We start from the raw sequence: 13297 nt of genomic DNA, 5'->3' as shown, positions 1-13297 counted from the left end.
GCCGAGAAGATCAGCTACACTCGCGAGTTTAAGCAGACCACCAAGAAGAATGTAAGTCGCGGTTGGGAAGGCATCTGTCTGCCATTCGATGTACAGACCTTTACTCACGAGAGTCATGGTGTGATTGCTCCATTCGGAAACAGTGCCAGCAACTATCATTTCTGGTTGCACCAGTTTACCGAAGAGGGCATTAGCGATGCTGAAACGATTGAGGCCAACAAGCCATATATCATCAGTATGCCTAACAGCGATGAGTATAGCGATGAGTTTAACCAGGCTGGTATCATACAGTTTGCATCTGTTAATGTTACAGTACCGGTTACTGAAACTATGTCGGTAATGATTGGTGATACGTTGTTTGTTATACCAACTTTCCAGGAGGTTGAGGCTTTCAATCATGTCTATGCTCTGAACATTGGTGAGGATGTTGATAATTATGTTGAGGGTAGTGTATTCTTAAGGAATTATCGCAACATCCGTCCGTTCGAGGTATTTACCTTCCATGAGCCGCGTTATAACGAGGGCGCTGGCACACGTGCCATCAGCTTGTCTAGTCTGTATGGTGGCAGTGGCACTACAGGCATGGGCATTGTTACAACCGATTCGGCTAACGATGTCTGGTACGATCTTAGTGGTCGCCGCCTGCAGGGTAAACCTACTAAGAGCGGTCTCTACATCAACAATGGCAAGAAGGTCGTTGTTGGTAATTAATCCCGAAAGATTATTTATCTCTCAGGACACAATAATCCCCGCCAGAAAGCCTAGCGGGGATAGTTGTATTATCACATAGAGTAGAATGTTGTCATGAATGCTTGGCGATAGTTCTTGCTGATTTTTAATTCTCGTATATCGTCCAGAGGTTCTTCTAATATACAGATGGACTCCTGTATCATCTTTATTTTATTAACATTCACAATGTATCGCTTGTGAATTTGAACAAAATCTGATGAATAATTTAAAATTACGCTCGTTGTTGTCCGATGACGTAATGTGTAAACAGAATTGTCTATACATACAATTTCCCAGATCTTTCGCTCTTGATTGAACCTGAAGAATGCTATGTCTTGAAGATTTAGTGTTACATGCTCGTTCATGGCGTTTACTACAAGAATAATGGGCAAATGTTTCTCTGTCTTTGATAAACGTGGGATCGATGCCAACTTGTTTTCGTAGAAACGTGCCATCAGTAAACTCAGATCATGTTCCGTGGGTGGTTTAAGCAAATAATCGAAAGCTTGTCGACGTATAGCATCAAGCATATACTTGTCGTGACCAGTATAGAATACTATTTTCGTTTCTGGCTTGATGTCGTTACGTATCAGAGTACAGAAATCCAACCCTGACATCGTAGGTAGTTCTATATCAAGGAAAATAATATCTGGCTCCGACTTTATAATGGCGTCTGCTGCCGTCTCTGCATCGCCTGCTGATCCAACTACCATAACCGAATAGTTCTTCTCCAGCATTCTTTTCAGTACTTCTACTGCATCTGTATTATCATCTACGATGAAAGCTTTTATTAACTGTTGTTTGTTCATATGGGTTTATGGATTATTCATCCTTATTTGTTATTTGATAGTTATAATTGTCAGGCAACAGAATCCAAGATCGACATCCGCTTTCTTCGTCTTGTTGCCAGTTGTTTATTCCAAAAGTAATCTTCTCTTCGTTGTTGTCGTTAAGAAGTTGAATGGTTTGTCGCATCACGCGTCCTCCTAGTAGCGTTCCGCTTTTCTTGGCTATTTGTACGCCTTCTCCGTTGTCCAGAACTTCTACCAGTGTCGACTGGTTCTGACGTGAAACCTTTATCAGCAGTTTGCGCTGTTTTCCTTCTGTTGGCTTAATTGGGCGCAGACCATGTTTCAGGGCGTTTTCTGCAAATATCTGGATACTCATCGATGGTAGATTGACCTTCTTTACATCTACATCGCTGTCAACCTCCTTCTCGTAAACAAAGTCGGAGCCCATTTGTCTGCCTTCAATACTGATATAATAATCTACAAACGATAGTTCTTCGTCAAGTGTGGTTTGTAATATGTCTGCCTGTTCAATGCCTCGCCTCAACAGTTGTGTCAGCGCTTCCAGATCTATCTCTCGTCCTTCCATCTGAGCCAATACCTCATGGTTTAGGGCATTGTATATGAAGTGTGGACTGATTCTGTTTCGGATGCTCTCCATGCGCATCATCACAATCTGCTGGCGTGTTTTCAGGTTGTTGAATCGTTGACGACGACGGTATAGATGGAACTGTCCGATGATGATGATTGCCACCATCAGCATGACCGCAAATAGTGCCCACGCAATAATCTTATCTGATTGGGCTTTTTCTAATGTTAGTTTTTGTTCTGCCAATTGCTTGTCGTGTTGATATTCTATCAGTCTGGTGCTGAATTGCATGCTGGTGTTTGCGGCTACCATTGAGTCAACAATATGCTTAAGTTGCTGATCTGCCTCGTAAGCCTCTTTGTATTTGCCGGCAGTGCTCATAATCTGTTTGATGGCTTTCAGTCGCTGAAACTTTGCCGATGGGATTTTTGGGTCGGCTATTTTACTATTGGTCAGCATATTTAGCGCATTTGCAGTTTTCCCTTCTTGCATCTCGAGCTTGATGTTCGAAGTCTCTATATAATATAGGAGAGGTGTGAAGTCTACTTTATGAAAAAAAGAATCGGCCTGTTGAAGTGTTGCTCTTGCTGAGTCGGTCTTGTTGAGACAAACATATACCTCACCAAGGTTGGCTAGCGATGTGTAATAATCCCAGTTTTTTGCTTCATTGTCTTTTACAAGTTGGGCCGCTTTGGCAAAACACTCGCATGCTTTCTCATATTTCTGCTGAAAGTAATAGTCATTACCTCTGTCATTATAATATATAAACTGATCTGCTTTTATCATATGAGGCAGTTGCTCGAGTGAGCGGTTCCACCAATACTCACTCCTTTCGTAATCGCCCATATAGGTATAAACGGTACTTATTCCAAGCAGAAGCGGCGTTTTTTCTTGCTCGGTCTTGCCTATTGAATCTGCAAGTTCAATAGCGTTCATATATCCTTCAACACTCTTGTCGTATCTTCCCACTTGTCGATAGAAAAATGCTTGGTTGGTTAATGCTGTCAGTCTTAGCTCGTTTTCATCTTTAAGTGTTTCCAATAGCTTGATGGCTTTTTCGTTGTATACGAGTGCCGAATCAGGTCTTCCTTGTATTGCACTTAAAAATACAGCTTTGGTTTTATTCCATTCTGCTAATATTAGACTCCGAATATGTGTCTGCTTATTCTGATGTCTTATCAGATAATTATGAATGCGCTCGCTAACATAAGTCATGGAGTCTACATTCATCTCTGCATACCATACTCTGTTCTGTATTGATAGCCATCTGTAGTACATATCACTATCCTTGGCCTCATTCATAAATTGAGTAATAATACGTTTTGCAGTCTCTGCTTTTCCGTTTTTAATAGAGTCTTCTATACGCTTTATTTCTGTATTGGTATTTTGTGGGGTAGGAGCCTTACAAACTTCTATCCCAGCCACTAATATAATTAGCGATAATAGTCCAATAATAACCTTTTTATTATTCATAAACGTCAATGGATGCTGCAAATTTACGAAAAAATATCCAAATGGACTTCATTATCTATAGAAAAAGATTTTGTGTAAAATTGATGTTAAAAAATTATTATCCGCTTAACATAAATATTTGACTTGTTATCTGCAAATATGGCGTTTTGATTCAATTTTTACAATATTGGTATTTGGAATTGTTGCATTATTATCATATTTTTGCAATAACTATAAATATGTATTTGTTTATTATAATAATATCTAAAAGCTGCTTTTGATGATGAAACGAAATATTCTTCTATTGATTAGTTTGAGCATAATACTCTTAAGATCATTTGCTTCAGGTAGTGTAGATACACAAATTCCTGTTGGAAAAGATGTTAAGGGCAATATATACGTGTTAATTGTTGGTAATGAGAATTATAAACATGAGGAGAGTGTACCTTTTGCATTAAACGATGCGGAAGTTTTTGCTTTATATTGCGAAAAGACACTGGGGGTACCTGAAAAGAATATCAAGTGTTTGAAAGATGTTACACTCAATGATATTAATCACGAGTTGGATTGGCTGGTAAGTGTGATTGGTGCATACAATGGTGAAGCAGAGGCTATTTTCTATTATAGTGGTCATGGCATGCCTGATGAAGACAGTAAGGAGGCTTATCTGTTGCCTATTGACGGCTATAGTACGTCACCTTCTAGTGGACTAAGCACAAAACTGTTGTATAAACGTTTAGGCGAGATGCCTTCTAAGCGTACATTAGTATTCCTCGATGCTTGCTTTAGTGGCGCAAAACGTGATGGAAGTATGTTGTCATCAAGTCGAGGAGTAGCAATAAAGGCAAAAAGTGCCCCAATTAAGGGGAATATGGTTGTCTTTTCTGCAGCTCAAGGCTACGAAACCGCCTATCCATACAAAGATTGTCAACATGGCATGTTCACATATTATATATTAGAGGAGTTGAATAAAACTGGCGGATTTGTCACAATGGGAGAGTTAAGCGATTATGTAATTAAGCAGGTAAGACAGACTTCTATCCTCGAAAACGGTAAGAATCAGACTCCTAGTATAATGACTGAGATAAATGGTGATGAATGGAGAAAATGGAAACTATCAGATGCTCCGGCAAAGAAATATGAGACGCGCATAGCCAGTAAAACACGTGAAGTACCATTGGCAAAAGCCGTAGCTGGGGGCACTATTAATTATGTGATGCCAACATATACGATAGAAGGTGCAGGAACTGGCATCCAAGGCACATATTTGGTAAAGATATCTATGAGTGCGAAGAAACCAGGCGACGTTAGTGATCAAGACTTATTGCGTTGTGCCGTGCATGGTGTTCTCTTCCGAGGTTTCAGTAGTTCAGAGTATCGTCAGAGACAACGCCCAATGGCTGGCAGCGCATTGTCAGAACAGCAGTATGCTGATTTCTATAATACCTTCTTCCAACAGTCTTATCAGCAGTATGGTCAAACATTATCCTCATCTCGAAGTGTTATAAAAACTGGTAAGGAGTATCAGATTTCAGCTGTAGTCAGTGTGATGAAGGATCAGTTGCGTAAAGACTTGACTCAGCAGGGGGTAATCAAGAGTCTGAATAGTGGATTTTAAAACGTGGCAATATGATGAATAGAATAATATTATTTGCATTGGTAATGTCGTTTCTGCCAAGTGTGGTTCTTGCTCAAACCAAACGGCCTACATTGATGGTGATACCTGCAGATTCCTGGTGTCAGGCTAATGGATTTACGATGAATATTCAAGACGTTACTATGCCCGATTATGAAAAGGCATGGCAGAATAGCCAGGAGCTAACTGAGGTTATAACAAAGATTGGTGAACTCATGTCAGAGCGTGATTTTCCTATTAAAGATATGTCGCAATCTTTAAAGAATATTGGTCAGGCAAAGGCTGATATCTTTATGGAGGTTGGATGGCAAATAAATAAAATGGGGCCTAAGCGTTCTGTTACCTACACCTTACGTGGAATTGATGCATATACAATGAAACAGATAGCTGCAGGTAGTGGTACTGGCAAGATGTCTTTCTCGGCTGAAATACCGGTTTTGTTAGAGGAGGCTGTTCTAGAACGAATGGATAACTTCTGCGACCAATTGCAGAATCATTTTGATGATCTGCTGACTAATGGACGTGAGGTGAGAATGTCTGTCCGCATTGATGGCAACACGAAGATGAGTGATGAGTATGAGGGACAGGAGTTGAGTGAGGTGATTGAAGACTGGCTCTCGCTCAATACTGTTGAACATCGTTATAGTCTGAGTGATGCCACGGAGTCATTCATGAATTTCGATCAGGTGCGTATTCCGCTTTATGCTGATAACGGTATGGCAATGGATACCCGTCGTTTTGTTCAAGGCCTCCGTAAACGTCTGATGGAACTGGGTGTGTCTTCCCAAATAGAAACCCAGGGATTGGGTATGGCTACTCTTATTATATGTATGGATAAAAAATTATAGTCATTTCGACTTAATAATTTGACGTTTTGTCTGCGCAAATATCTTATCAATGCTGTTTTGTGATTTTGTGGACTTGTTTTATGAGCATATTATTCATATATTTGCAATACAGTTTAATTTAAAAACCCATAGATTATGAAAAAAGTATTATTATTAACCATGATGTCAATAATATTTGGCACAGGTTTCACGTTGGCTCAGACTGAAAACACACCTTGAAGGTGAGGTTTTTCGCATTAAAGCCCCACTTCTTAGTGCAGATCCTATAAGAGTTCAGATCGGGATGAAAGGCGGCGCATGTGGTGGCGGATATTTTTATCAGGGGATGCTAATAAGGGAATTGAAGTAAAATCAATATAATTATCAACATTATGAAAAGAAATCTAATTACTTTGTGTCTGATGGTGATGGCATCGGCAGTGATGGCCCAGGGAAAGTATGGCTCCATGGGCAAGCGTACGTACAAGAATAACCAGGATGTCAACGTTGCGATTGAAAAGGTGAAAGCACAAATTATGGAGATCCAGGATGCTGGTGCACTGGCCAAAAGCTTGGCAAAAAAAATTGCTACCAACACGGTGAAAAAGCAATTCAAGCAGATGGCAGAGAACCAATATGCTTTTGGATTCCCCGACGGCGAATACACTGAATATGCTTATTTTGATACTGACAACAACCGGTCTGTAGGTTTTATTCCGAAGTTGGGGCGTGTCGTCATTAATGATTGGAAAAATGGTCAGGTTACTATTGCCTTTCCTAATCTAAAATTGGCGTTGTCCTATAGTTTCAATCCAGAGGCTATGCGCCAACAAGGGCAGTCTGATATTGCAGATATGTTTACTTCCAAGCCCTTGCTTGATGGTCAGGAGGTAGAGGAGATTGACGGATTCATGGGTGCTGAGAATGTGGCCTATCATAAAGATAAGCCACTTGCCGACGGTGAGACGGCTGAAAAAGAAATCGTTGTCGATGGCAAACGTTACGAGGCCATACTGTTACCCGGCCACATGCTCATGAAAAACGAAAAAGAATTCTATTATGGCATTTATATAGATGGAGAGACGAATACTCCTTATCTCTCAATGTCAGTCCAAATGCTTGAATTCAAACCCTGCGAGGTTGATGAGGCCAACTTCCAACTGCCGGAAGACTATAAGGTGGTGAAAGATGTGAAATCCCTCAATAAATTACTGCTCAAGGAAGTGAAGCAGAACAAGCATGTGATGCAGGATCCCGGCGAACTACCCGCTATATTTTGGCCGTAATATTTCGAGAACCATGAAGAGGTGTTTGTTTATTATTGCAGTAGTGCTGTGGGGCGCAAGTGCCTTAGGCCAGGTGCTTAAACCAAGATCACAGGGTGAATTGTGGGGCTTTGCCGATGGGAGCGGGCGTTTTGTCATACAACCCGTTTACCAGAAAGTCTACGAGTTTCACAATGGTATCGCAGTGGTAATAAAAGACAATAGCATCGGTTGGATAGACCCTCAGGGTAAGGAAGTGGTGCGCACGTTGTATGCAGAATCGCCCACCAAATTTGGGGAAGTCTGCTTCCAACCTAACTATCGTGGTGAACGGCAATATATTAGTTGGATGAGAGGTGCTGATGAACAGGTAGGTATCATATGGATTACCCGGCAGGGTAAGATCCTGGTCACCAGTGCTAAGGTCCTCTATGACCTTACGGATAAGATACCAGATAAACTGTGGGACTATTAATGGGAGGAAGTGGTATGAAGAGATATTTTCTTATTGCAATAGCGCTGACTATCGTCGTCTGTGCCACTGCTGAGAAGAAGGATGGAGTGGTGGAAGACTACAACCGTAGTTCACTATACACCTTCTCTATCTATAACCCCGGTACGGCTATGGCCAGCAACATCTTCTCTACTCTTCTTAAGGTGCAGCACCCTGACCGTTTCAATGACCACAATCTCAGTCTGCGTGTGCTCAGAACCAGGGGTAATCCCAAACCCGAAGAACTGATAGATCAAATTGCCGCCTTCTTAGACCGCAATAAAGTGGCTCAGCGACTAGTGTCGAAATGGTTCAACCGTGACAGGTCCGACGGCAGCTTCGATATGGAACTCATTAAGGAACGTGGCAACTACAATGCAACCATCGAAGACCTCAATATGGCTATGAAGACAGTACGCGGCAAGGCGATGCTGGAAGATGCCGGAGAACAGTTGATAGGCAATACCTTTGTTATCGTCAACGAGGTAAGCTATGTCGATAAACATGCACGAGCCGATGGCGTGGGAGCTGTGTTTGAGACACTCTCCATTATAGGCGGTGCCGTAGCAAAAGCCAAAGGTGACAAGAATAACACCATTCAGAGCATCGGTAATACGGGCGAGACCATCAGCAAACTAGTGGCTGGCTTTACTGTACATATCAAGAGTCACCTCTTCCGACTGGTGTGGAATGACAGCATAGCTTCTACTTTCTATTCGCAGTGCTATTATGACAAAGATCATATTGATGCCGCTAAGCGTAGAGCATATGCTTTGAAAAGCAAATTGTTCCGGCTGGAATATGTAGGCGACTACGAGGCTACCAGCGGCAAGACAGTGCTCCGTGGTCTCCATAACAACGATGAAGTGTTTCTGAAAGTGCTTACTCGAGCTCTCGACAAAAATATTGTGGAACTCCGTAAAAAATTTGAAATCTTCAAGATTACTGCTCCTGTCTTCGAAATAACTTCCGATGGCATGTTACATATCCATATCGGCATGAAAGAAGGAGTGGAGCCCACCTCCAAATATGAGGTGCTGGAACGGAGTGTTGACGAAGAGGGGCACATCATCTATCATCGTAAAGGTACTATCCGGCCGGTGAAAGACATGATCTGGGATAACCGATTTATGGCAACAGAAGAACAAGCTGAAGGAGCTGATTTTGGCTTTACTACATTCGAGAAAGTGAGTGGAGGAGACTTCTACCAAGGCATGCTAATAAGGGAATTAAAATAGTGAATAAAGGATTGGTTGCCTCTTTTTATTCTACTTATACCTTTAATGTGATAAGACCAGCATCTTTTCTAAGGAAATATTTGGAGATAAGATGATAAATATGTAACTTTGCAGTTTAGAAAGAGATATCCATAGTCTTTAGATGTATATCCATAGTCTTTAGATGTATATCTCAAGCCTTCGGATGTATATCTTAAGGCTTGGTATGTAAAAAATGAAGTTAATGAATAATTAATAATAACTATATGGCAAATTACATTCTACAAGAGTTGCCCATGCGGCAGGAGGATGGTAGCAGAAAGGTTTATCCACGCATTCAGGTTTACTCGCGATTTGATTATGAACAGGTGCTTGAGCGAATGTCGGGTTATCCTGGTTCGCCAGGCAAGGGAGCGCTAATGTCGGCCTTCGAAATGCTTAGGCAGATGCTTGTTGCGAGTCTGCCTGAGGGGCATACTATCAAGATTGATGGTTTGGGAACTTTCTCTCTTTCTCTAGAGTTTGACGACCAGAAATCTAATGAGATGGTAGATGACGAAGATAATATGGCATATCGTCACGTCAGAATTAAGGATGTTAACTTCAAGGCGGATCCAGCTCTTCTTCTTGCTCTGAATAAGAATGCGGAGTTTACTCGTTCGGAGATTGGAGTGCGCAGTCCGAATAAGCCAAGTTGTAATCGTGAAGAACGTATAGAGAAGGCTCTTGATCACATCGAAAAGCATGGATTTATTTCACTCACAGATTATGTCAGAATAACTGGTCTTAGTCGCACATCTGCAAGTTGTGAGCTTCGGTCGTTTGAAAACTCTGCCGATGTTCCTATTAAGGGTAGTGGCGTACCGCCGCACAAAGTCTGGGTAAAGGAATGATTCTTATCTTGATCCTGGTCTCCCTTTTAAAATTCTGCCCTGTTGTTTAAATTCTTTGGCGCTTTGTCTGCGTCAAAGGCACATTAATCCAAATTGTCTTGTTTGGATTCTCTAAAATTTTATCCCAAATATTTGGAAGTAAATGATTTTTTTCTTATATTTGCCCCAAAGTATTTGATTTATCAATAATTTAAAAACCTATAACACATGAAGAAACTATTACTCTTAGCATTGATTGCTGTATCGCAGTCCGTGTGGGCTGACGGTATCAGTGTGCTTGGATTCAGACTGTTGGAGACAGATCTGACCGCAAACACCCGAGGTACAGAGAAACGAGACCAGAATGGTGACAAGGCCGCACTGATCAAGATTGTTACTCCCGAAAAGGGCTTCCTGTTTAATGGAGGTTCGTTGGGAATAGTTGGAACCGAAGAGAAGGCGGGCGAGATATGGCTATATGTGCCACCTCGCGCCCAGAAGCTTACCATCAACCATCAGGTATTTGGTGTGCTTCGCGACTACTACTATCCTGTTTCTATCCAGGGCGGCCGCACTTACGAGATGCTGCTTGATATCGGTACCGGACGCTACGTTACCATTACCACATCTCAGGCCAAGAGTGATGTCACCCTCGATGGCGAATATCTGGGCAAGTCGCCTATATATAATAGGTATATGACTTATGGCCGTCATGCCGTGTTTACTCAGAACGGCATGTATGAGGCCCGCGACACCATCATCATCACCACTGGCGATGAGAAAACCACCAAGATTGCCCATATCGAGATGAAGAATATGAGCGACCATTATGGCGATGTAGTAGTAAACGTAGAAAACAATGCCGACATCTGGTACAACAACCATCAAGTTGGAACGGGTAGCTGGAGCACCCAGCTTCGCGAAGGCTCATACACCGTAGAGACCCGCAAGGCCGATTGCGATCCTATCAAGACCACCTTCATTGTGGAGCCTAAGAAAAAGAACCAGATTCAGGCCGCTCCGCCTGCTCAGCATACAGGACGTCTGAACATCTACACCCGTCCGCGTAATGCTAATGCTATACTTAATGGTACCGATGAGATTAATCTTACCGATGTTCCTACGCTTCCTGTTGGTACCTATCAGTTGGCTATCAGTAGAAAAGGCTATGTAAGTACTAACCGCGAGTATACTATTAAGCATAATCTTACCACTAGCGACACCGTAACACTTGAGAAGGTAAAATATATTAAGCCCAACTCCTTCTACTTTGGTGCCGGCTATACCATGCGCTCTATGGGTGGAATCACAGCTTTGGCAGGTTTCACCTTAAAGAATATCGACCTACAGGCCAGCTATACATTTGGTCTGAATCCATCCGACCCCGTAATGTGGTATAGTACTGATGGAAACGATACCTATCGTAGTGGAATTACCTATAAGCGTTCTACCTTTGCCGTTAAGTTAGGATATCAGATAGAGTTAACTGAGCGACTGGGTATTACACCGCAGGTAGGTTATGAGATCGAACAACTGTCAGGTACAGTAACCGATGGAACTCTTATGTTTGGCGACAAGGCAGCTGCCAGTTGTGTGTCTGTAGGTGCAAAGTTTGTTTATGCGCCTATCCAGCGTCTCTATTTATTTGCTGCGCCTACGCTTTCTCTTGGCATGAGTAAGGATAATAACTTCCAGAATATTGCTGATGCCAGCAATATCTCAGCCGGAGGCTTTATGGTTAGCATCGGTGCAATTTTTAACTTCTCATTTTAATCACTCTAAATAGATTACAGTTATGAAAACAAAGCTATATATTACGCTACTGGCTGCGTTGCCATTGGTGGCAGGACTAACGGGCTGTAAGAGCGAAGACGAGACTGAAGCCAAACCTGCTAAGGAAATGCTGAGAGTGCTTGATGGCGCTATTATCATACAATCAGATGTTGAGGCGACTAATGTTAATGTAACTGCCGACTGCCATTGGAAGTTGGATAGTCTTAATACAGGCGATTTTGGCAAAAGCCTTAATGTGCAACCTCGCGAAGGAGTAGGCGATGGAATCCTACAGATTACTACCGATCAGAATACAACAAATACAGACCGTTCAGCATCGTTTATGTTGATTTCGGATGGTGGACTGAGACAGAAAATAAGTATCACCCAGAATGGTAAGGGCGATGGTATCAATTTATCAAAGGGTTCGTTCACATTCGATACCAATCCCACAGAAGGTCAGTCGTTTAATATTACCAGTAACACTTCGTGGAAGATTGAAGAAGCTAATGGTGCTAATTGGATAGAAGTAAGCCCAACTAGTGGTTCAAGTGGTACTACTCCTGTTACAATTAAGGTAGCTCCATCTTCTACCGATGCCGTTCGTTCTACCACTTTGAACGTCTTTTATGGTTCAGGATTCAGCAAGTTAGAAGAAATTACGGTTTCGCAGACTGGTATTTCTAACGTAACGTTACAGGCACCTGATAACATCGGTAGTTTTGAGTCGTCTGGTGGCGATAAGACTATACATGTTGAAAGTAATGCCCAGTGGTATGCCTTTATCCCATCATCGGTTTCTTGGCTGCATTTCAATTCACGACTCGACTCACTTACTTCTGAGGGCAGTGCCTCACGAATTGGTAGTGGTGATATCCATCTGGTATGCGATGAGAATAATACTACCCGTGAGCGTACCACAGCAGTAGTGATTGTGGCTGGAACCAAGAACCCTAAACAGGTTATTGTAACCGTAGAACAGTTGAAGAATGGTTCTTCTCAGCCATTACAGACATCAGTAAGCCTTAACGAACTGAGCGTGTCGCGCGAGTCGGCCAACTTCCTTCTGAATATTGTATCCGAAGAGGTTGTAGGCGACTACGGATTGGTATATAGTACAAGAGACTCTATCCCAACCATTAACAATGGCGAGCGGGTAATTGTTGGAAGAGGTGGAACATCGTCGGGCTTGGCTTACGAGCTTTCTGGGCTTAATGCTAACACCACATACCATGTTCGAGCCTTTGTACAGAAGAATGGTTCGCAAGATGTCTTTTATAGTGATGTGGTTACTATAACCACTATGGTCAGTTCTGTTACTGTCGGCGAAGTAAGATCAATGTATGTTGGTAATGACTATGCTGACATGCGATTCAGTTATGTGGCCGACGAAGAGGTTATCGACTGTGGCTTTATCTATAGTGCCACTTACGATAAGCCAACCCGCGATAACGGTACGATGGTATCAACTGGTCATGGCGGATTGGGAGGCAACGTAATGACAACTATAGTTGAACTCGAAGAGACAACCACTTATCATATATGTGGCTATGTGCTTACAAAGTTAGGTATCGTTTATAGTCCTAACGTGGTTACAATCACCACTTCTGCATCAGCTTCAGAGCCAGGTGAGAGCGATAACCCCGACCCACAATT

Annotated in this window: 10 protein-coding genes and 1 pseudogene; 9 read left to right on the top strand and 2 right to left on the bottom strand. The window is 42.2% G+C overall.

Going from position 1 to position 13297, the window contains the following annotated elements:
• Positions 1 to 711 (top strand): annotated as a pseudogene (locus BUB86_RS17800) (hypothetical protein); the annotation flags it as partial.
• Between the two features lie 71 nt (positions 712 to 782).
• Here BUB86_RS17800 and BUB86_RS16445 read toward each other — a convergent pair.
• Together BUB86_RS16445 and BUB86_RS16440 are read right to left on the bottom strand one after the other, a co-directional pair.
• Positions 783 to 1538, bottom strand: a complete 756-nt coding sequence (locus tag BUB86_RS16445; RefSeq protein WP_073211703.1) for a LytR/AlgR family response regulator transcription factor — start codon at positions 1536 to 1538, stop codon at positions 783 to 785.
• Positions 1539 to 1551: 13 nt separating this feature from the next.
• Entirely contained in the window at positions 1552 to 3579 is a 2028-nt protein-coding gene (locus tag BUB86_RS16440) for a tetratricopeptide repeat protein (RefSeq protein WP_073211700.1), read from the bottom strand.
• Between the two features lie 259 nt (positions 3580 to 3838).
• Here BUB86_RS16440 and BUB86_RS16435 point away from each other — a divergent pair, with 259 nt between their 5' ends.
• The 8 genes from BUB86_RS16435 to BUB86_RS16400 all read left to right on the top strand — a co-directional run.
• Positions 3839 to 5176, top strand: a complete 1338-nt coding sequence (locus BUB86_RS16435; RefSeq protein WP_073211697.1) for a caspase domain-containing protein — start codon at positions 3839 to 3841, stop codon at positions 5174 to 5176.
• 11 nt (positions 5177 to 5187) lie between these two features.
• A complete protein-coding gene (locus tag BUB86_RS16430; protein ID WP_254795205.1) occupies positions 5188 to 6042 on the top strand; it encodes a DUF6175 family protein in 855 nt (284 codons plus the stop codon).
• 371 nt (positions 6043 to 6413) lie between these two features.
• Entirely contained in the window at positions 6414 to 7307 is an 894-nt protein-coding gene (locus BUB86_RS16425) for a hypothetical protein (RefSeq protein WP_139261718.1), read from the top strand.
• A 13-nt stretch (positions 7308 to 7320) separates the two neighbouring features.
• Positions 7321 to 7761, top strand: a complete 441-nt coding sequence (locus BUB86_RS16420) for a WG repeat-containing protein (protein WP_073211691.1) — start codon at positions 7321 to 7323, stop codon at positions 7759 to 7761.
• Between the two features lie 14 nt (positions 7762 to 7775).
• Positions 7776 to 9017, top strand: a complete 1242-nt coding sequence (locus tag BUB86_RS16415; protein ID WP_073211706.1) for a hypothetical protein — start codon at positions 7776 to 7778, stop codon at positions 9015 to 9017.
• A 245-nt stretch (positions 9018 to 9262) separates the two neighbouring features.
• A complete protein-coding gene (locus BUB86_RS16410) occupies positions 9263 to 9889 on the top strand; it encodes a hypothetical protein (protein ID WP_073211686.1) in 627 nt (208 codons plus the stop codon).
• Positions 9890 to 10096: 207 nt separating this feature from the next.
• The gene (locus tag BUB86_RS16405; RefSeq protein ID WP_073211627.1) at positions 10097 to 11641 is read left to right on the top strand and encodes a PEGA domain-containing protein; all 1545 of its coding nucleotides are present in this window, start codon (positions 10097 to 10099) and stop codon (positions 11639 to 11641) included.
• 22 nt (positions 11642 to 11663) lie between these two features.
• The coding region (locus BUB86_RS16400) for a BACON domain-containing protein (protein ID WP_139261716.1) at positions 11664 to 13297 on the top strand (1634 nt) is incomplete at its 3' end.

This window comes from Xylanibacter ruminicola, from assembly GCF_900142525.1.
GTDB lineage: Bacteria > Bacteroidota > Bacteroidia > Bacteroidales > Bacteroidaceae > Prevotella > Prevotella ruminicola_A.
Note: the sequence above shows the minus strand (reverse complement) of the source record. Positions and strands in the feature narration are given on the sequence as shown.